General features: G+C 55.0%; 17 protein-coding genes and 1 pseudogene. 10 read left to right on the top strand and 8 right to left on the bottom strand.

The features are described from left to right. Nucleotides 1-10 precede the first annotated feature (10 nt). From PFZ56_RS05775 to PFZ56_RS05755, 5 genes and pseudogenes are all read left to right on the top strand, one after another. The gene (locus tag PFZ56_RS05775; protein ID WP_394304647.1) at nucleotides 11-2,137 is read left to right on the top strand and encodes a Mu transposase C-terminal domain-containing protein; all 2,127 of its coding nucleotides are present in this window, start codon (nucleotides 11-13) and stop codon (nucleotides 2,135-2,137) included. Continuing rightward, a complete protein-coding gene (locus tag PFZ56_RS05770; RefSeq protein WP_394304646.1) occupies nucleotides 2,137-3,600 on the top strand; it encodes an ATP-binding protein in 1,464 nt (487 codons plus the stop codon). The genes PFZ56_RS05775 and PFZ56_RS05770 overlap by 1 nt, the downstream gene beginning before the upstream one ends. Nucleotides 3,601-3,614: 14 nt before the next feature. Next, nucleotides 3,615-4,499: pseudogene (locus PFZ56_RS05765) on the top strand (TniQ family protein); the annotation flags it as partial. A 165-nt stretch (nucleotides 4,500-4,664) separates the two neighbouring features. Further along, on the top strand, nucleotides 4,665-5,324 hold the full coding sequence (locus PFZ56_RS05760) for a TnsD family Tn7-like transposition protein (RefSeq protein WP_394304645.1): 660 nt from the start codon (nucleotides 4,665-4,667) through the stop codon (nucleotides 5,322-5,324). 219 nt (nucleotides 5,325-5,543) lie between these two features. After that, complete coding sequence (locus PFZ56_RS05755) at nucleotides 5,544-7,214, top strand: TnsD family Tn7-like transposition protein (RefSeq protein WP_394304625.1); 1,671 nt, start codon at nucleotides 5,544-5,546, stop codon at nucleotides 7,212-7,214. Nucleotides 7,215-7,477: 263 nt separating this feature from the next. On the opposite strand, the gene PFZ56_RS05750 is transcribed toward PFZ56_RS05755, so the two are convergent. Both PFZ56_RS05750 and PFZ56_RS05745 read right to left on the bottom strand, forming a co-directional pair. Beyond that, on the bottom strand, nucleotides 7,478-8,113 hold the full coding sequence (locus PFZ56_RS05750) for a transmembrane anchor protein (protein WP_394304624.1): 636 nt from the start codon (nucleotides 8,111-8,113) through the stop codon (nucleotides 7,478-7,480). A 12-nt stretch (nucleotides 8,114-8,125) separates the two neighbouring features. Next, on the bottom strand, nucleotides 8,126-8,863 hold the full coding sequence (locus PFZ56_RS05745) for a HupE/UreJ family protein (protein WP_394304623.1): 738 nt from the start codon (nucleotides 8,861-8,863) through the stop codon (nucleotides 8,126-8,128). A 518-nt stretch (nucleotides 8,864-9,381) separates the two neighbouring features. Between PFZ56_RS05745 and PFZ56_RS05740 the strand changes: the two genes are divergently transcribed. Genes PFZ56_RS05740 through PFZ56_RS05725 form a run of 4 tightly spaced genes read left to right on the top strand, consistent with a single transcriptional unit; the run spans nucleotide 9,382 to nucleotide 12,018 of the window. After that, complete coding sequence (locus tag PFZ56_RS05740) at nucleotides 9,382-9,681, top strand: metal-sensing transcriptional repressor (RefSeq protein ID WP_394304622.1); 300 nt, start codon at nucleotides 9,382-9,384, stop codon at nucleotides 9,679-9,681. Nucleotides 9,682-9,691: 10 nt separating this feature from the next. Next, the gene (locus PFZ56_RS05735) at nucleotides 9,692-10,840 is read left to right on the top strand and encodes a nickel/cobalt efflux protein RcnA (RefSeq protein WP_394304621.1); all 1,149 of its coding nucleotides are present in this window, start codon (nucleotides 9,692-9,694) and stop codon (nucleotides 10,838-10,840) included. Beyond that, nucleotides 10,841-11,278, top strand: a complete 438-nt coding sequence (locus tag PFZ56_RS05730; protein WP_394304620.1) for a YqaA family protein — start codon at nucleotides 10,841-10,843, stop codon at nucleotides 11,276-11,278. It begins immediately after the preceding gene. Further along, complete coding sequence (locus PFZ56_RS05725; RefSeq protein WP_394304619.1) at nucleotides 11,275-12,018, top strand: TraX family protein; 744 nt, start codon at nucleotides 11,275-11,277, stop codon at nucleotides 12,016-12,018. Before PFZ56_RS05730 ends, PFZ56_RS05725 begins: the two co-directional genes overlap by 4 nt. 41 nt (nucleotides 12,019-12,059) lie before the next feature. Here PFZ56_RS05725 and PFZ56_RS05720 read toward each other — a convergent pair whose 3' ends face one another. From PFZ56_RS05720 to PFZ56_RS05700, 5 genes are all read right to left on the bottom strand, one after another. Next, nucleotides 12,060-13,370: an MFS transporter gene (locus PFZ56_RS05720; protein WP_394304618.1), complete on the bottom strand. Its 1,311-nt coding sequence runs from the start codon at nucleotides 13,368-13,370 to the stop codon at nucleotides 12,060-12,062. Nucleotides 13,371-13,535: 165 nt separating this feature from the next. Beyond that, nucleotides 13,536-14,576 carry a YncE family protein gene (locus tag PFZ56_RS05715; RefSeq protein ID WP_394304617.1) on the bottom strand — a complete coding sequence of 347 codons (1,041 nt, stop codon included), beginning with the start codon at nucleotides 14,574-14,576 and terminating at the stop codon, nucleotides 13,536-13,538. Nucleotides 14,577-14,694: 118 nt separating this feature from the next. Next, nucleotides 14,695-15,147, bottom strand: coding sequence for a chromate resistance protein ChrB domain-containing protein (locus PFZ56_RS05710; RefSeq protein WP_394304616.1), 453 nt, complete (start codon nucleotides 15,145-15,147; stop codon nucleotides 14,695-14,697). 83 nt (nucleotides 15,148-15,230) lie between these two features. Next, the gene (gene chrA, locus PFZ56_RS05705) at nucleotides 15,231-16,589 is read right to left on the bottom strand and encodes a chromate efflux transporter (protein WP_394304615.1); all 1,359 of its coding nucleotides are present in this window, start codon (nucleotides 16,587-16,589) and stop codon (nucleotides 15,231-15,233) included. Then, complete coding sequence (locus PFZ56_RS05700; protein WP_394304614.1) at nucleotides 16,582-17,496, bottom strand: chromate resistance protein ChrB domain-containing protein; 915 nt, start codon at nucleotides 17,494-17,496, stop codon at nucleotides 16,582-16,584. The genes chrA and PFZ56_RS05700 overlap by 8 nt, the downstream gene beginning before the upstream one ends. Before the next feature lie 71 nt (nucleotides 17,497-17,567). Between PFZ56_RS05700 and PFZ56_RS05695 the strand changes: the two genes are divergently transcribed. Beyond that, the gene (locus tag PFZ56_RS05695) at nucleotides 17,568-18,182 is read left to right on the top strand and encodes a hypothetical protein (RefSeq protein ID WP_394304613.1); all 615 of its coding nucleotides are present in this window, start codon (nucleotides 17,568-17,570) and stop codon (nucleotides 18,180-18,182) included. Between the two features lie 66 nt (nucleotides 18,183-18,248). On the opposite strand, the gene PFZ56_RS05690 is transcribed toward PFZ56_RS05695, so the two are convergent. Next, nucleotides 18,249-18,644 (bottom strand): hypothetical protein, encoded by a 396-nt coding sequence (locus PFZ56_RS05690; protein WP_394304612.1) that lies wholly within the window; start codon nucleotides 18,642-18,644, stop codon nucleotides 18,249-18,251. Nucleotides 18,645-19,107: the final 463 nt, after the last annotated feature.

The following is a 19,107-nucleotide window of genomic DNA, read 5'->3' as shown; positions in this document are numbered from 1 at the left end:
CTTGAAGGGAATGGTGAGAGTCCTTTGGATTGATAAGCGCAGCGATCAGATCGTATTGATGACTATTGAGCGCACGCCCAAACGCCCATGGGTAATGCACTTGTCGGAGCTGAAAAACTGGCTGAATTCTGGTGATATCAAGACAGTCTCAGTAGCTACTCCGACTTATATGATGAAGGTCGAAGAGGATCTTTCAGATAAGGAGAAGGTTTTTCGGGATAACAACTGGGCTCGCATCCAAGCTCTGGTCGACACTGATCCTCCTGACGAGATTTTTCAGCCCGACGCCATGGGGCAAATGGTTAAAGCTCAAGGCTTACGACTCGATACTCCCAAAAAGACCATTTACCGATTGCTGTACCGATACTGGATGGGGGGGCAGGTACGCAACGCTCTGCTCGCAGATCGAGTGAATGCCGGCGCCCCCGGTAAACCTCGGCAGTACCGTGAGGGGCAGAAACCAGGACGGCCAGCGCTATTCCACGGAGTGAAAGCTTCAGTTCAATCGAAAGTTCTCACTGAAGCCGACAAAGGCTGCATCAAGATTGGCTTTGCACTGTTTGCAAAAGGTACCGTCGGAACCATTGCGGATGCTTACGTGAAAATGCTCCGGCGCTTTTATAAGATCAAGACAATGCCGGACGATGGAGACGACAATGCTCCGTTGCTTCCTGCCAGTGAGCTACCCACCGCCAAGCAGTTTGCTTACTGGGGCCATAAAGCTTTCGACGATATTGCCGTTTTGAGAGGTCGCATTGGCGAGCGCAACTGGCAAAAAGATCATCGACCTTTGAGTGGTACGGTTCGAGAAGGCTTGAGAGGACCAGGTCATCTGTTTGAAATCGATGCCACTATCGCAGATGTCTATCTCGTCAGTCGTTACAACCGTAACTGGATCATCGGCCGTCCGGTCGTGTACGTCGTCATCGATACTTTTTCGGGAATGATCGTTGGGTTGTTTGTGGGGTTGGAGGGGCCAAGTTGGAACGGTGCCCGCCAAGCCCTCTACAACGCGTTCACGTCGAAGGTGGATTTCTGTGCGGCCAATGGTGTTGAAATTGAAGCCGCCGATTGGCCTTGTCATCACTTGCCACACGAGGTTTTTGCTGACCGTGGTGAAATGCTTAGCGTTGCAGCCGAGGGACTCGCGACTGGGCTACGCATTAATCTGGGCATTGCTCCTCCCTATCGCCCAGACTGGAAGGCGATCGTGGAAAGCTCGTTCAAGGTTCTAAATACTACAACGCAAATTCACTGGATTGCTGGGGCTGTGCGTAGCCGTATTAGAGAAAGGGGGGAGCGCGATAACCGTCTTGATGCCACGCTGAACTTGGCGGAGTTTACGAAGATCATTATTGAAGGGGTTCTTCATTACAACCGCTATAACCGTCAGCCAGATCGGCTCACTAAAGAGATGATTGCCGATCAGATCGAGCCTACACCGCTAGACATATGGAATTGGGCATTGAGAAATGACCGAATTGAAGCCAATACCCAGTCGGAGGAGCTGATCTATCTTCACCTACTGCCCCGAGACAATGGCTCCGTCCAAAAGGGTGGAGTCAAGTTTAAGGGGATGTTCTACGTGTGTGACTGGGCAATTGAGCAGAACTGGTTTGCTCGTGCCCGCCACAGAGGAGTCAGCAGCGTTACTTGTTGGTACGACCCGAATTGCACGGAACATATCTGGATTCAGGGGCCCGATCGCCATTTCATACGCTGTGATCTGCGAAATTCTGAAGAGCGATATCGTGGCGTTCGCTTGGAGGAAGTGATCGATATGCTGGCGATTGTTAAGCAAGAGTCTCCAGAGAAAAAATACTCCAAACTGGCCAGTCGCGTTGCGCTTGATGCAACAATTTCGGGCGTTGTGGCGAACGCAGCGAAAGAAAAAAAATCGACGTTGGAGCCGGGGTCGAAGGCGGAGAAGCTTGGCAACATTCGGAACAATAGGTCTCATGAGCGCATGCAGGAGCGATCTGAGTCGTATGTGCCTGAAAATTTGAGAGCTGCCAACACAAGTCAGGGTGACCTAACATCGAAAGAAGGCGTAGGCGCTGCTGATGATTATGCCGGCAGCCGGGGTGGTGAGGTAATTGATCTGCTAAGTCGGCTTCGACCTGGAGGTAGAAAGTGATTCAGAGTTCTCAGAATTTTGCAGAATATATCGATTCTCCAGTTCTGGAGTTTCAAGGAAATCCGTTGATCGAAGCGCTACCACCAATACTCTGTGAGAGTGATGCTGCTTCACGGATCTCCCACTTCCCGCCGTTGATCGACGAAGAGAAGCAGCTCGACAAATCTGTCCGGCTTCATTGCATCGACCGCATTCGCTCGATTGTTCAGCCTCTCCCAATTCATCTTGAACTTGAGTCAGCGTTTTCCTCTCTGCTTCGTAGTGGATATGTCGGGCGTAACCCGATGTCGACGAGCACAGTCAGGCACTTACACTCACTTTCAACGGGAAGAGGTTCGGAGGGATTTCGCTCAACCGCGAACACGTTCAGTCTTGTTGGTCTGAGTGGAATCGGAAAGTCTACTGCGCTTGAGTCGATTCTTCGGTTGTACCCGCAAACAATCATTCATCAACGCTATGCCGGACGGTCGTTCGTGCAGATGCAGATCACATGGTTGAAACTGGACTGTCCATTTGATGGTTCACTGAGTGGTCTGTGTCGGGCATTTTTTCGCGCGATCGACCACGCCATTGGCCAAGATCGGTATGCCAATAGCTATCGCGCGCGAGATGGCTTACCTGACCTCATCCAACGTATGGAGCAGGTCGCGAGCACCTACTTTGTCGGTGCTTTGCTGATCGATGAAATTCAGCATCTACGTTCTGCCCGCACTGGCGGCAAAGACAACATGCTCAACTTCTTCGTCAACTTGATCAACTCCATTGGCATCCCAGTAGTGTTCATTGGCACCAATTCGATGATCAGTCTCTTTTCTGACGTACTTCGAAACGCCAGGCGAGGATGTGGTCTCGGTGCTGTCGAATTCAAGAGGTTCGAGAAAGATGATCCGCTTTGGAGAATGATGGTGGAGTCTCTCTGGGCGTATCAGTGGTGTCGTGAAGATAGCCCGCTGACAGATGAGCTGTTTGATACGCTCTATGATTTGACCCAGGGTGTTACTGACTTCTTAGTGAAGCTACTTATTCTAGGGCAGCGTTTTGCGATTCAGAGTGGCGAGGAGCGGCTTACACCAAGTACATTCAGGCGAGTGTCTGACACGAAAATGCACATCCTGAAGCCGGCGCTTGCGGCACTGCGTAGCCGAGATCCTCGGCAGCTAAACCGCTTCGAGGACTTGCTGCCGATCGACGATCAGCTTCAAGTCATGATGACACTGGACGTGAATGATGCGCAGGATCGACTGGCACTGTTGCGTAGTATTACGCCCATGCCCCGGCCAGGAATTTCATCGGAGAAGATGGAGAACACATCAAGGGCCAAACCAATAGGGGTGGAAAAGTCGAGGCAGTTAACAAAATCTGCTGAGATAGCTCAGGCTGAGAATCCACTGGAAAGGTTGAGCGAAGAAGGTTGGCTGAATACTGATGTGTTCGAGTTTTCTCCTCCGCATCGAAAGGTGTGATCTGTGAGGCTGAAATGGAACATGCATTTCATTTCTTTCCTGCGGCCTGCCCTGACGAGACGCTACACAGCCTTCTTTCGAGGTACGTTCGTTTATCTGGACTAGGATCTTGGGCAGCGGTGTTCGATGCTGCCACAGGCGACGGAAGTTTCGCTCGTAATCTCCCACTTCCGTGCCATTTGGGTGAACTCCTGCGGGCATTGCCCACAGGGGTAAATCTTGATCAGTACACAATCATTTCCCGGCATACGTTACTGCCGTATTACCAACCGTTTCTGACCGAGCGTCAACTCATCGGCGCTCAAACTCAAATGCTCAATCAAGGAGGGAATGGGCTCAAACTCAGGCTTGGCCTCATTGCCAGTCGTTTGGAAAGCACGTCGAGAACGCGGTTCTGCCCTACCTGTGTGAGTAAAGACCTCAAACACTACGGCACGGCGTATTGGCACCGTGTGCATCAGTTACCGGGAGTCTGGATTTGCCCACATGACCAGAGCCCTTTGTTGGCCGTTGATCACCATTGGTTAGCCAGAGGCCTCAGAAAGCTCTATTTACCGTTAGACGAGGAAGTACAAAGACACTCGTTTCCCTTACAGTTCGATAGTCGCCAGCGGCGTAGCATGCTTTCTCTTGCCCAGAGCTCACTGAGGTTGCTTCAAGCCAATGCACCACCTCAATCCGCAATCTGGCTTCGGGAGCATTTTTTGAAAGGTGCAACTGAGTGCGGGTTGGCCTCAACTTCAGGTCGGCTACACCTCTCGCAAGTCGCAGACTATCTAGGCAAGTACTTCGAGATGCTCCCTGCGAGTGGCGAGTTCCTCATACTCAGAGGCACCGTGGGCGGTCAGCCAGCGAGTTGGATCACCAAGCTTCTACGCAAGCCGAGAAGAACGCATCACCCTCTCAAATATTTGTTGTTGGCGAATGCTCTGAGTCTCGATCTCTCTAGCGTTTTAACCTATGAGAAAAATATATGTCCCCAGGTATGGCGACCCACTCCGTCGTGCTCTGACGCGTTGGATTCGTGTGTGCCAGATGGGCCGGTACCGTACTTGGCAGAATGCGTGGGTGCTCTAAAGAAAGGTGATCAGTCAATTTGGGAGAAAGCCATATCGGGTGCTGGAGCCCAAGAAATAGCGCGCTCACTCGGCGTTTCTGCGGTGAGGGTCTATCGGGCCATTCGATCTATTTCAGGTGGGCGAGAGAAGTGGAAGCAAATGAAATTGATAAGGGAGCGAACGGAGAGACGTGGGCGTTTTACCAGCCAATATCTGAAAGTTATTGCGCATGAATGCAAAGATTACAGCTGGCTGTACCGAAACGATCAGGTATGGCTAAAGTCATATTTAGACAAAACCGATGCACATGCAAGGCAGCAACCGACCGATCCATTTAAGGAATTGGACCCGCCTCTGGCGGAGAAAATTGTTCAGTGTGCTCATTCAATTGCAGCATTACCCGGTAAGCCGGTACATATCTGCAAAACCCGAATCGGCCGTGAGCTCGATGCCCTGGCTCGGTTTGAGAAGCAACTGAACCGACTCCCGCTTTGTGCTGATGCGCTCGACGCCGTGTGTGAAACTCATCAGGAGTTCCGTCACCGCCGTTTGGTGTGGGCGACTGAAAAGCTGGTGGAACTCGGTAAACCCATTACTCGCTCTTCAATTTACAGGGCTGCCTGCATTAGGCCTCCAGTCGATTCAGGCAGAGAATCTTTAAAGTAACAGGTCAGGCGCAAATATATGTGCTCATCTAAAAATAAGTTTGAACTATAGTTTAAATATAGTGCGGCAGGGTTGCTCGGTATAATGATATTGTATCTAGTGTATCTAAGGAATATGGATGTTTTTGTTGTTATCTGCTGGTCAGTAATGGGTTTTTTGATATATGATTGATGAGAGGGCTATAATAAACAACACAGTCAGTGATCTAGACAACTACGCATGCCGCCGAAAATACTTTTCTTCCCAGTGTCGATGCCTGATGAAACGCTCCAATCTCGAATCGCTCGATATCATTTATTGTCAGGGAATAAAACTGAAGCAGAGACGTTCAGCGATATCTTCGGATCTTCGCCATTCTCGCTACAGATTATTCCAAAAAAAATCGAAGATCTAGCAGAGCGTCTTCCTGGAGACAAAGAAGAAAATTTATTGGAGTTATTAAATTCCAATACGATTTTTCCGGTGTATAAACCTTTTAGCGGTGTTTTGAAGAACAAAAAAACTGATGCAGTAAGTGTAATTGATGAGGTGGCTAGAGTTCCTCGTCGAGAGGTCAGCCTACATAGTATGGCAAAAATATGCATTTCATGTGTTTCTTCTGATCTTCTTGATGCTGGATTTCCATACTGGCACCGTGCGCATCATATTCCTGGTGTGACGGCATGCTGGAAACATGGCGAGATGCTTCTACAGGCATGCCCAGAGTGCTCACACCCATTCTATCGAGTGAACAAACTATTACCCTGTCTTACAAGTGGTTGCATATGCGGGTGGTCGCCGTTTAAGGCAGAACCTAGCCAGTTGGCGACAGAGGTAGAAAAAACGCTGGCAATTTTTGCGAAAGACCTTCTTAATAAAGACGTTCCTGCGTTAAATAGTGATGTTTTGATCGGAACTTACCGGAGGCGTGCAAGAAGCATAGGCTTCCGTCGCGGTACAATTATGGCGACGACAGAGCTGTTCAACAGTATCGTTTCTCATTTTGGCCCTGAAGTGCTTTCGAAAATCGATAGGGCCTTTGCTTCTGGTAAACACCAACAATGGATAAGGACCAGCACTATTGGCGGAGTGTTAGACATGCCAATAGGCAGGCATCTTATAATTTCCCACTACTTGTTCAACGATGTAGAGAGTTTTGTCCGCAGCCTATCGGAAGAGTTGTTACTTTCTAATGTAAAAGAGAAGGCGGTGCAGAAAAATTCTACAAATGCAGTAGATACTAAAAAGGAGAAATTTCGACGGAAAATAATTCAACTGATCGACTTTAAACCAGATTTGACGATAGACTATCTTTGGGTGAGAGCTTATCAAGCTACGCTTTGGCTCTACGCTAATGACAAGACGTGGCTAGATGCAAAGCTTAGATCAAAAAGTATAAAGGTGGTAAATGCCAATACATTGTCTGATGAACGCGACCAAGAGTTTGCGGATATTATTCATCATGGGGTGATTAAACTCTACAGTATTAGTAAGAAACAAGTCAGGGTTAATATTAGTAATATGCTATCTCTGCTACCTAAAAAAATAGCTCCCAATGTTCGTGAGCGAAAGCTGGCCTTCCCTCTTGTTACCGCTCAATTGGAAAAAAATCTCGAATCGCTTTGGCACTTCCGCCTCAGACGAGTGGTTTGGGGGATTTCTGAAATGCACCGCCTTAAGCGAACACCCAACATAACGAGCTTAAATTTGTTAACCACTGTTCCTAATCAAGCGTGGACTGCATTGGTGGAGCATTTTGAATGGGATCTGGAAAAGTTCATGAGTGACGGGGTAGAACCGGAATTATTATTAGCCAAAACAGGAGTATCGCGGCAATGGGAAGGACCTCCCGGCCAAAGTGCTGCAATGGGAGGCCGTTCGTACGTTCCAATTCGAAAGGAAATTCATTGACGCAATATTGCTTTTATAAAGACTTCTATCTATTTGACTCTAAAAATGAAGAATGAACAGAGGCCGCAGGTGCGACCTCTGTTCTATGGATTCACTCGTGCGAGTGTCCATGAGTAGCGCTTTCAGGTTCCCCACTTTTCTCGCTATCGCTGCATGCGGCCATCAGGCCCAAGAAAGTGATCAGAAGAATCGAGCGGAATAGCGTCGCAGAACTTTTCATATGCGTATTTCCATAAAGTTGAAAGGCGGAATCACGCCTGTGATTACTGCTTGACGCCCAGGTAATCGCCGGTTGCTTTCAACGAGATGGTCACGTCGTTGTTGCTGCGATTACGCCAGAACCAGCCATGGGTGCCATCGAACTTGGCGGTGAACTGCCCTTTGTTGCTCTTGACCTGCTTGCCTTTGTCGTAGCTGTGGAAATAGCCTTTTTCACCGTTGTAGGGCTCTCCGTGGGTGTCGTAGTTCAAAGGCCCGCCAGTCGCTGTCCATTCATAGCTGACGGTCTTGTTCTTCAACACTTCCAGTTTGACTTCCTTCCCTTCACCAGGCTTGAGCGTGACAGTCATCTGGTCTGTTTTCAGGGCTGGATCGAGTTTCGCTACTGGCTGGGCCGCAGGTTGCACAGCAGGTTTCACTTCTGCAATTTGCGGAGCTGGAGCCGCTGCTTGCGGCGGCGCTGCATCCGCCAACGCCTCCTGGGCCAGGATGATCTTCAGCTCACCCATCTGGGTCAGCCCTAGTGCGCGCCCCACGCCCGTTGGATCAACGGCGTATTCCGAAGGCATGACTACGGTCACCAGCAGGCCGAGCGCAGTCAGCAAGGCAATGACGGTCGAGCGCACCAATTGGCGGGTGCTGGGCAGTTCATTAACGGTTGGAAGCGGTGTGTTGAACATGTTTAGGAATCCTTAGGCAGAGATAAACAGGCCGGTGATCTGGTAACCCATCAAAAGGAAACCGGCGCTCATCATGGCGACGTTTGCGGCATAGGCGTGGCGCCAGAAACTGCCGGTGCGTCGCCAGTACCCCATCAGAATGAGAATTGAGCTGAGGGCCAGCAATTGGCCGATCTCGACGCCAACGTTGAAGGCGATCAGGTTGGGAATCAGGCCATCGGGCGAGATTTCGTATTCCTGAATCTTGGTGGCCAGGCCAAAACCGTGCAGCAGGCCGAAAATCAGCGTGGCCACCTTGGTGTTGGGTTGGAAACCGAACCAGCGCTGGAACGCGCCCAGGTTGTCGAGCGCCTTGTACACCACCGAGAAACCGATGATGGCGTCGATGATGTAGGAACTGATGCTGATCTCGGTCAGCACCCCAAGCAGCAGCGTCACCGAGTGGCCTACGGCAAATAGCGTGACGTAGAGCCCTACATCCTTCAGGCGGTAGAGGAAGAAGATCACCCCGAACAGAAACAGCAGGTGGTCGTAGCCCGTCATCATGTGCTTGGCGCCCATGTAGATGAAGGGCAGCAGCATGACGCCGGAGCTTTCCTGGATGAAGCCTTTGTCGCCTTCGGCGACGGCATGCGCCAGGGCCTCGGGCATGCCGAGAAAGAGTGCGGCGACAAATAAAAACAACAGCAGTAGCGGGTGACGCGAAGGCGCAGTGAATGCGTCAACGCCGCTCATCGAGTGCGAATGCATGGATAAATCCTTCGTTGCAGGGATCAAGGGCCGCGGCGCGGCCATGGTCAGGATGCGAGCGAAGGACGGGGTGGGCGCTCGATCAGGAAAATCGGCGCACGGGGAACGGAATACCTGGGGGGCTCGCCCCGTATGGATAGCTTGGGCACAGCCGCCAGGATCAGAGCAGAAGTGAGCTGCGGCGTCTCGTGTTGATGGTCGGGTGTCAGGGGGGAGTGATAGTGATCCGAGCAGCTCGCACACGACATCTCGGCCTGCTCTTCATGGGAGTGATGGGCGTCTTGCGCAATCTCCCAGGATGGCTGCTTCGACATCACTGACAGCATACGGGTATGCCCGGCCCAGGCCATGAACATGGCGAGGGCCAGCGCGAATACCACCGTCGTTGTCAGTGTTCTGCTGAACATAGTGATCGTGCTTTGGCTCGTGATTCAGGGTTGCAATGCGTTTGACCATATCCCCCCCAGGGGGATACGATGCCAACGTAATTTAATTCATTGAGGCCCGAGGCTCAAGTCATGAGTGAGCACGAACACGAATATAGCCATCCCCACACTCACCAAAGCCATGAGGCCATCATCAAACGCCTCAAACGGGCGGACGGCCACCTGCGCAGCATCATCGCCATGATCGAAGAAGGTCGTGAGTGTGTAGACATAGCCCAACAGCTGCATGCGGTGGAAAAAGCGGTGTGCCAGGCCAAGCGCACATTGATCCAGGATCATATCGATCACTGCCTGGAAGACACCGTTTCCGCCTTGAACAACGGTGAGCGCGCGCCGCTGGAAGCCTTCAAGCAAATCACCAAATATCTCTAGGTCCGCTGACATGCCCAACTTCGCTGAACTGCTGCAACAGGGTGGCGCTCACGCCTGGCTGTACTTCCCGAGCGCTATCTTGCTTGGTGCCTTGCATGGCCTTGAGCCCGGGCATTCGAAAACCATGATGGCTGCATTCATCGTGGCCATCCGTGGCTCGGTAAAACAGGCCGTGTTGCTGGGCCTGGCCGCTACGCTTTCGCACACCGCTGTAGTGTGGCTGGTCGCGATCGGCGGCATGTACCTGGGCAAAGGTCTGAGCGCGGAGACCACGGAGCCTTACTTCCAGCTCGCCTCCGCGGTACTGATCGTTGCGATCGCGCTGTGGATGCTGTGGCGTACCTGGCGCGGCGAGCAGATGTTCAAGTTCGAGCAGGATGATGATCACCACCACGGCAGCCATGACCACGGGCACCATGATGAAACCCATCGCATCGACACCGGCCATGGTCGCGTCGAACTGTCGATCTTCGAACAAGGCATGCCACCGCACTGGCGCCTGAAGACACTGACCGGCCATGCCTGGCCCGCCTCGGACGTTCGCCTGACGACTACCCGTCCGGACGGCAGTACTCAAACCTTTTCGTTCGTCGAGCGGGAAGGCTTTCTGGAGTCGGCGGTCGATATCCCTGAACCGCATGAGTTCAGTGCGCGCTTGAGTCTGGGGCATGCAGGGCATTCCCACGATTATGATCTGGAATATCAGGAGCATGACCACGGCCATGCGCACTCCGAGTTGGAGGGCCTGGAGCTGTCGATCGACGGTTATCAGGATGCTCACGAACGGGCGCATGCCAACGACATCCGCAAGCGCTTCACCAACCGTGAGGTCACCACGGGCCAGATTGTCATGTTCGGCCTGACTGGCGGACTGATTCCTTGCCCTGCGGCCATCACCGTCCTGCTGCTGTGCCTTCAGGTCAAAGAGATCGCGCTGGGTGGCATGCTGGTCCTGTGCTTCAGCATCGGCCTGGCGATCACCCTGGTTACCGTGGGGGCTGCCGCGGCCATCGGGGCACGGCAGGCCTCCAACCGTTGGCCTTGGCTGGGCACCGTTGCGCGTCGTGCGCCTTACCTCTCCAGTGTGTTGATCATCGGTGTCGGCCTGTACGTAGGCATCCATGGCTGGATCGGCTTGAGCGCCCAAGGCGTCGTTTGAGTGTTTGAACTCACCAGCTATTTCGGGCTGTTCCTGGCTGCATTCGGTGCCGCCACGTTATTGCCCATGCAATCTGAAGCTGTGTTGGCCGGGATGCTGCTCTCCGGCCAATACATCACTTTGACGCTGTTGGTGGTCGCCACCTTCGGCAACGTTCTCGGCTCTGCGCTGAACTGGCTTCTCGGTCGTTCCATTGAGCGATTTCGCCACAAGCGATGGTTTCCGGTAAGCGAGAGCAAGCTCCAGAAGGCCCGGGAGTCCTATCTGCGCTACGGGCGCTGGTCATTGCTGTTGAGCTGGGTGCCCCTCATTGGCGATCCGCTGACGGTCATCGCCGGAGTCATGCGCGAACCCCTCTGGAGCTTCCTGCTGATCGTCACGCTGGCCAAGGGCGCCCGTTATCTTGTGCTGACCGCGGCCGCAACGGGGTGGACATGACTGACGCTCATGCGGGGCAGCCCTCTTCGCTGAAGGGCCGAAGCAGTAGCCTTGATCTGATCAAGTGGTTGGCGATGCTGACCATGGTCATCGACCACCTGCGGCTGGTGTGGCCGCAGATGAGCGATTTATTCATTCCAGGGCGGCTCTCTTTTCCGCTGTTCTGTGTCGCCATCGCAGCCAACGTCGCGCGCTCCAGGTCGGGAGAGTTGCTGACTGCCGCGAACGGACGCTACCTCGCCTTGATGCTTGTGTTCGCGGTTATCTCGGAGGTGCCTTATCGCTACATCAGCAGCTCGGGGTCATTCAACGTGCTGGTGACCCTGGCATTGGGGCTGGTGATTGCCTGGGGATGGCAGCACCGTACCCCGCTGAGCAGCGCTCTGGCGTTAATGGCTGCCGCGCTGGTCTATGTGCTGGACGATCCATTGATGTACGGTTTTTACGGTGCGCTTGTTCCAGCAGCGGCGCTAATGGCGATCAAACGACCGGGTTTTCTGTGGCTGCTGCCAGCGGTTCTCTGCCTATTGAGCAACACTCGCAGTAGCATAGTGGTCAAGGCCATGGATCTGGACGTCTATTCGCTTCTGGCTTTGGGCAGCGCTTTTGCTGCTCCCCTGATTGGGCTCTGGCTGCTGCGCCAGACCTTCACCTTCAAGGTCTGGCCGGTGCGGCAATGGGGTTACTGGTTCTATCCGGGCCACCTCGCTGCTCTGCAGGCGCTACGGTTCCTGATCTAACGGCCGACCAGCGAGCCTTCGCAATCCTTCGAAACTTAGGCTCAGCTATTGGGCCAGCGGCGATGCTGATCATCAATCACGTACGGATGCTCATGATCCAGGCCCTCTTGGCCGTCGAGGTGTGCATGATCGTCTGGAAGGTCCTCGTGAGTGTGTTTGATCGACTCCTGGTCATGCACAGGGCGCCAGATCACGATACTGACCAACAATGCACTACCTGCCACCAGGGTGAGCCCGACAAACGATGCAGTCAGGCTAATGTCGGCACCCAACCATCCAGCCAATGGATAGGTCATCAGCCAGCAGGCATGGGACAACGCAAACTGGGCGGCAAACAGTGCTGGGCGGTCTTCGGGATTTGCCGAGCGCCGCAGCAGCCGGCCGCTTGGGGTTTGCGCCAGGGAATAGCCCACGCCAAGCAGCATCCACAGCGGCAGCAGGAATTGATAGCTGGTCACGGTGATGCCTACGGCCAGTCCTGCGACCAAAATTGCGCCGCCAAACAGCATGGCCGTCCGGTCCTTGATGTTTTTCAGCAGGCGCGGAAGGACCAGCGCGGCAATCATCGAGCCACCGCCAAACGCAGCCAGTGCCAGTGCCGTGGAGCTCTGCGGCAAAGTGAAGCGCGATTGCACCAGCACCACCGTATTGACGATGACCATGGCACTGGCAGCAGCGACCGTCAGGTTCAAGGCCAACAGCCCGCGCAGGCGCGGCGTGGCCAGGAATATGCGCATGCCACGGGTGGTACGCTCGTAGATACTGCGTCTGGGTGTCGGTTTCGCCTTCGGTAGCACCACCGTGACCACCAGGGCCGCCGAGGCGAGGAAGCCGATGACGGTGCCAGCGAACAGACTATGGAAGCTGATCACAGTCAGCAGCGCGGCGGCGAGCATCGGACTGGCTACGCTCTCCAGGTCGTAGGCCAGGCGCGATAGGGATAAGGCGCGGGTGTAGTCATCCTCGTCCGGCAGGATATCCGGAATGGTTGCCTGGAACGTCGGGGTGAAAGCGGCCGAGGCCGACTGTAGGACGAAAATCAGCACATAGACCTGCCAGACCTCCGTAACGAATGGCAGAGCCAGCGCGACCAGGGCGCGCACCAGGTCCAGCGACACCAGCATCGTTCGCCGGGGGAGGCGTTCGGCAAAAGCCGCGGCGATCGGCGCAACACCGATATAGGCGGTCATTTTGATCGCCAGCGCCGTCCCCAGGACCGCGCCCGCCTGGGCGCCCGCCAGGTCGAAGGCCAGCAAGCCCAAGGCGACGGTTGCCAGGCCAGTCCCGACCAGGGCAATCACCTGGGCCAGGAACAGGTGACGGTAGGTTCGGTTGGCCAGGATCTTCAGCATGTAAAGCCTCATGTCGAGTAGGTTGCAGGGCCTCTCCCGAACACTTCGGAGTCGTCGACTTGGAATATATGGAAAGCCCTTATATCCCCCCTGGGGGGATATGGCCGATCGTAAACTATTGGTTTGAACAGCTCAAGAATAGGTGACGTGCACCGCACGGATGCGCTACCGCGTCTCCATGATCCGAAGTACCGGGTGCCCGTCGATATCCTTGAGTGGGAAATACGAACGATGTGTCGCGAAGTCGACGGCAACGACGTGCGCACGCGGGCCGACGCGGCCACTGCCGATTTTCGTGACGACTGCCTCCTTGACCTGAAACATCGAGACAATGCCGGTCTCTCCAGCCACGTAAAGTGTGCCCGGCACGGGATCGAATGCCAGGACATCAGGCGTTTCCCCTGTCTCGAACGCCTGGATAACCCGCATCGTGCGCATGTCCAGGACGAGGAGTTTGTCGTTACCTTCGCAGGCGATAAAGGCCAGCCGGTTGCGCGGGTCGATCAATAAACCATGGTTGCCACGTGCGCCCGGTAGGTCGATGCGCGCGACGATCCGGTCGGTGCCGGGATCGATCTCGACGAGCTGCTGGCGTGTCTGGACATTGACGAAGATATGCCGCGATACCGGGTCATATTGTGTATTGCCGGCTTCACCTCCCAGCGGGATCGTCGCGACACGCGTGTTCGTGCTTACGTCGATCACTGTTTCGGTCTCGCCGCTCTGGTTCGATACATAAAGCTTGCGGACGTCGGGCGCATAGGCCATGCCGTCCGGATAGATGCCGCCCGGTATGCGACTGGTAATGGCCAGGCTCGCTTCGTCAATCGCAACGATTTCGTTGGTGCCCGTCGCCGATGCGTAGACACGCGACAACTCAGGAATGACGAGCACACCGTGTACCGACGAGATGTTCGCAATGCGTCCAACGACGCGGGACTCGCGCATGTCGAAGGCGATGACCTCGCCGTCGCCAAGATGGGCGATGAACATCAGCTTGCGCCCTGGGTCGTAGCTCTCGTAGTCGAGCCGAGTGGCGCCGCCGGGTAATGGAATGTCGGCGACATGCTTTAGGGGCAAGTCGCTAGTAGTCGGTTGGTCGGCCGCCTGACAGTCACGAAGGCTTGCGATGTCCATAATGGCTAGCGCTGCCAACAGGACGGCGCAGGCTGGCAGAGTGAAACGTCGATTGTGTCGTATGTTCATGAGGTCTTTTTCTGCTCGGACAAGGCAGGTTCAATGGTCCTGCCGCTGTCCCAGTCATGCAGGAGCTGGTTCGCCGGTCATGGGCCCAGCTCTGGGCTGGGCTCATGGCCCGGCCGCTTCACATCTGTGGCGGCCAGTTGTGGGATTCGCCCTGGCAATCCTTGCACCAGGCGTAGAGCGCGTCGTACAGGATCAGGCCGTGGGCAAGCATTTCATGGTCATCGGCGTAGCACTGCGACAAGCCCAGGAAGATCGCGTACAACCCTGCCGATTGCGGGGTCAGGTCCAGGCGCGAGGTATCGGCCCCGCGCACGATCCTGGCCAGCTGCTGCAGGGCAGGCTCGTTGAGCTGGTACTTCTTCAGGAACGCATCGAAGCTGCACAGCTCGCCCTCGTGGGTCAGCTCGACACCGGGAATGTCATAGGGAGCGGCATCTTTCTCCGCGGCGATCCGCAACACATCAGCGCTAGGCACATATAAAAACTCGGCCTCGGGATCAATGAAGCGGGTGATCAGCCAGGGACAGGCGATGCGGTCGATCTTAGGCCGTTCGCGGGTAATCCACCTCATGGAACACCTCCTGCCTAACTCATAGGCTAGGTGAGCTGGCGGGCCCGATGCCCGCCAGAGAACTGTCGATCAGCGCACGCTCTCTAGCGCAGCAGATGGACTGTCAAACCAATGAGCGCGCAGGCCATCAGCACCTGGATCACGCCACGCTTGAAGCGGAACAAGGCAACTGCCGCGGCAATGGCGATCAGCGCCGAGGGCCAATCGAGGGTGCCGCTGAACCCTTTGGGCCAGAGCACGTGATAGCCGAAGAACACTGCCAGATTGAGAATGACCCCGACCACCGCGGCGGTAATCCCGGTCAGGGGCGCGGTGAACTTGAGTTCGTTGTGAGTCGCCTCCACCAGCGGGCCGCCGGCGAGGATGAACAGGAACGAAGGCAGGAAGGTGAACCAGGTGACCAGGGTTGCCGCGAGGGCACCGGCGAGGAACACCTGATCAGCGCCAAACACCTGAGAGACATAAGCCCCGACAAAGCCGACGAACGCCACCACCATGATCAGTGGACCCGGGGTGGTTTCCCCCAGGGCCAGGCCGTCGATCATCTGGGTCGGGGTCAGCCAGCCGTAGTGGCCGACTGCGCCCTGATAGACATACGGCAGCACCGCATAGGCACCGCCAAAGGTCAGCAAGGCAGCCTTGGTAAAGAACCAGCCCATCTGCGTCAGGGTGCCTTGCCAGCCAAAGAGCACCGTCAGGATGCCCATCGGCAATGCCCACAGCGCAGCGCCGATGAGTGTCAACAGCGCCAGTTTCAGCCAACTGAACCGGGCATGCTCGGGGGATGGGGTGTCGTCATCGATCAAGGCCGCACCATAGGACTTTTTAGCAGCGGCGTGGCCTCCGATCCTGAACTTCTCGGGAGCAAAACGGCCGCCCAGGTAGCCGAGCAACGCCGCACTCAGCACGATCAGCGGGAATGGCACATTGAAGGCGAAGATGGCGGTGAACGACGCTGCCGCCATGGCCCACAGCCAATTGTTCTTCAGGGCCCGCGAGCCGATCCGATGGGCTGCCTGCACCACGATGGCCGTCACCGCGGGCTTGATGCCATAGAACAGCCCGGCCACCACCGGGACTTCACCGAAGGCGATGTACATCCAGGACAGGGCAATCAGAATAAACAGCGAGGGTAATACGAACAGGGCGCCGGCGATCACGCCGCCCCAGGTGCGGTGCATCAGCCAGCCGATGTAGGTCGCCAGCTGCTGGGCCTCGGGCCCGGGCAGCAACATGCAGTAGTTGAGGGCGTGCAGGAACCGCCGCTCGGAAATCCAGCGTCGGCGCTCAACCAGCTCCTGATGCATGATCGAGATCTGCCCAGCTGGTCCGCCAAAGCTGATGAAACCGAGCTTTAGCCAGAACCAGAAGGCCTCGCGCAAACCAATAGGCTCGGGCCTTTGCAGATCCATTTCAACCGCCGAATCGGAAACCTTACTCATTGGGTTGTTCCTCTTTCACAAACTCGGCGAGCAGACCATCGAAGATGGCACTTGCAGCAGCCAACAGGTGGTCGTCATGGGTAATGGTTTCCCGCAGACCTGCCAGCACTCGTTCAATGCCGGCAGCCTCCACGGGCTGAATGCCGCCAATATCGAGGTAGTGCACCAAGGCCGCGATGCGGTTCAGACCAGGCTCTTGAAGTTCAAAGCTGGCTTGCAGAGTTTCGAAGCTCACGCGGTTGCCGACGTGACTGAAGGCCGCATCATCGAAATCAAAGCCCAGAGCATCGTCTGGGCAGTCCTGGGGGTGATCCAGCCAGAGGATCTGAGCCTTGGGATCTATGAACCGACGGATCAGCCAGGCGCAAGCCAGGCGATCGACCCAGGGACGCTTGCGGGTGGCCCAGACACGGCCCTGATAGTCCGCAAGGCTAAGCACCGTTATCGGTAGGTCGCGGCTATGTGGCTCATCCGCCGACAACGCCCTGCTGACTGCCGTCTCCAACTCCTGCAAAGCCGCATCGATCTGCTGCTTCGGCTTGCCTGGAAAATAATCAATGCTAGTCAACTGATCGTAGGCTTTGCGCAGCTTGCGAATCTGCTTGGTAGTGGACAGCGCATTCTCCGCCGTGAGCTGGCTCCGGCACTCCTCGATGTCGATGCGCAGCCTGGCGTAGTCCTCGTTACGCTCGAACAATCCGATAAACCGTTCGCCGGCCGGGTCTACCACAGGCAGGACAAAGGCGGTGCCATTGATAGCCAAGATGTCCCGTTCAACGGCAGCCAATGCTTCACGACAGGCGCCGGTATCGGGCAACAGGTAGGCGCCATCGCGCAGGACCGCGGCCCCGGAAGCTTTCAGGGCCCGCCAGGCGCGCATGCGCTCTGTCGCATGGGCAGAATCCATTTCAGGTTGGCTCTACTGTTTCATGAGTCGACCTGTTTACATGCCTATGTATGCACCATAAGGATGTGCTGATGCACCGCTTCTACTCGATCCGAAGCTTCTTCGTTCTAACTCTGCTACTTAGCTGTAATGTATCCGCAGCGCCGGCCCTGTCCCCGACCCAAGACCTCGGAATGATTAGGACCGCAGAGGCTTTTACCTATAAGCAGATGTTGGATCAGGGGATAAAACCACTGGCTTATCCAGATAGCTGCTGCTCACTGCTCCATAGCCCGGGCACTCCAGAAAGCGAATACAAGTTCAGCCTTGAGAAGGCTTACTTCGTCCGCGTCTACGTCGACGCTCCTAAGTTGGCCCCTGAGCTTTTTCGCATGTCCTGCCAGAACCGTGGTCTTTTCAACCCGACCACCGAATGTTCCGAAGGTGAGCTGAAGGAGAAAGTCGCGCAGGCGCTTGCCGCCGACTACCCAGGCTCTCTTTACGGTAAATATCGTGCGCGATGGATTGCCATCAAGGATGGCGAGCGTCTTCCTGGGACGGATAAATGGCTCGAGCAGGACATTCATAGCTTCAAGCGTCGGGACGGCGTGGATGAAATTGTGATTGGGCCGATCATCAGCCTGCCCACCACTATGCGGCTCTCCGATCTTGATGAGATTCCTGTGATGTCTACCGCGGCGCCATGATGGTTGGTGTGTAGCCTTAACGAATCTCTACTAGTTCCCCAGCCTGCGTCGGAGGGCTCCTGTCACTCACACACTTAGGGCATCTATTCGTTGGTACGTCTCGTACAGAGATATCAAGTCTCCCTGAGACATGATTTCAAGTGGAGAGCGGCCATTGAAGAAATCATTCTGGTTGGCCAGGGAAGGGAAACCATAGAGATTCTTGGGGTTATCGAAAATAGTGCGCAGTGCCGCGTGAATGTTCAGAACCAAGCTGATCCGCTTCATTTGGTCCGAATCAAGACGAACAGTCAATTGTCCATTGCCTTGTCTGGTGCGGAGGAGAGTGCTGCGAGAAATGCGCAGAATCTTGCAAATCTGAATGTTGGACGCTTGCCATTTCTCAAGCACAAGCGTTGCCGTTCGTAGGCCAGTAGCACACTGACTTCTGGAGAGAGGCTTTGACTCAATTGCCCCAATCATGACAACACCTCACTGCTTTCAAACGTCGCCAGCTACTGCGGAACTATAGCGCACAGCGCTCCCTGCTTGACTCGAAGGGTTTGAGTTGGAGCCTCAGTAGCCCTCAGGTCGAGGATTGCGCACAGATCTCGATGAAACAACGAGTGTTCGTGAGTCATTTGGCCTTGCTACACATGTACTCGTTAGATTGATGATAAAGGTATGCCTATAGCTACTTTTAAAGGTTTGAGGTAGCGATTCTCGCCCTGTTTGTAGCGGCCTCAGGACTAGCTCTCGTTTAACGATAGCGCCTCTCGAACTGAGAAAGGAATCAGCCACCGAATAGAACGGCAACGAGATCGTGAATGTATGGTGTTTGAACTTATTTCATGAAAGCGTTGCATACCAACTAAGCTGAGTAGGCCCCTTTCAGGGGAGAGTATTTTGCGGCGGAAGCAAATTCCGCGCCCAGCAGGGAGTTGGC

Origin of the sequence: Pseudomonas danubii, from assembly GCF_042980055.1 — a bacterium.
GTDB classification, from domain to species: Bacteria; Pseudomonadota; Gammaproteobacteria; order Pseudomonadales; family Pseudomonadaceae; genus Aquipseudomonas; species Aquipseudomonas danubii.
Note: the sequence above shows the minus strand (reverse complement) of the source record. Positions and strands in the feature narration are given on the sequence as shown.

Bases quoted from the DNA above. Each gene is read 5' to 3' on its own strand.
- PFZ56_RS05775 (WP_394304647.1), top strand. From the start codon at position 11: ATGGTGAGAGTCCTTTGGATTGATAAGCGCAGCGATCAGATCGTATTG.
- PFZ56_RS05735 (WP_394304621.1), top strand. From the start codon at position 9,692: ATGCCCAACTTCGCTGAACTGCTGCAACAGGGTGGCGCTCACGCCTGG.
- PFZ56_RS05755 (WP_394304625.1), top strand. From the start codon at position 5,544: ATGCCGCCGAAAATACTTTTCTTCCCAGTGTCGATGCCTGATGAAACG.
- PFZ56_RS05690 (WP_394304612.1), bottom strand. From the start codon at position 18,644: ATGATTGGGGCAATTGAGTCAAAGCCTCTCTCCAGAAGTCAGTGTGCT.
- PFZ56_RS05695 (WP_394304613.1), top strand. From the start codon at position 17,568: ATGCACCGCTTCTACTCGATCCGAAGCTTCTTCGTTCTAACTCTGCTA.
- PFZ56_RS05745 (WP_394304623.1), bottom strand. From the start codon at position 8,863: ATGCATTCGCACTCGATGAGCGGCGTTGACGCATTCACTGCGCCTTCG.
- PFZ56_RS05700 (WP_394304614.1), bottom strand. From the start codon at position 17,496: ATGGATTCTGCCCATGCGACAGAGCGCATGCGCGCCTGGCGGGCCCTG.
- PFZ56_RS05750 (WP_394304624.1), bottom strand. From the start codon at position 8,113: ATGTTCAACACACCGCTTCCAACCGTTAATGAACTGCCCAGCACCCGC.
- PFZ56_RS05725 (WP_394304619.1), top strand. From the start codon at position 11,275: ATGACTGACGCTCATGCGGGGCAGCCCTCTTCGCTGAAGGGCCGAAGC.
- PFZ56_RS05720 (WP_394304618.1), bottom strand. From the start codon at position 13,370: ATGCTGAAGATCCTGGCCAACCGAACCTACCGTCACCTGTTCCTGGCC.
- PFZ56_RS05710 (WP_394304616.1), bottom strand. From the start codon at position 15,147: ATGAGGTGGATTACCCGCGAACGGCCTAAGATCGACCGCATCGCCTGT.
- chrA (WP_394304615.1), bottom strand. From the start codon at position 16,589: ATGAGTAAGGTTTCCGATTCGGCGGTTGAAATGGATCTGCAAAGGCCC.
- PFZ56_RS05715 (WP_394304617.1), bottom strand. From the start codon at position 14,576: ATGAACATACGACACAATCGACGTTTCACTCTGCCAGCCTGCGCCGTC.
- PFZ56_RS05740 (WP_394304622.1), top strand. From the start codon at position 9,382: ATGAGTGAGCACGAACACGAATATAGCCATCCCCACACTCACCAAAGC.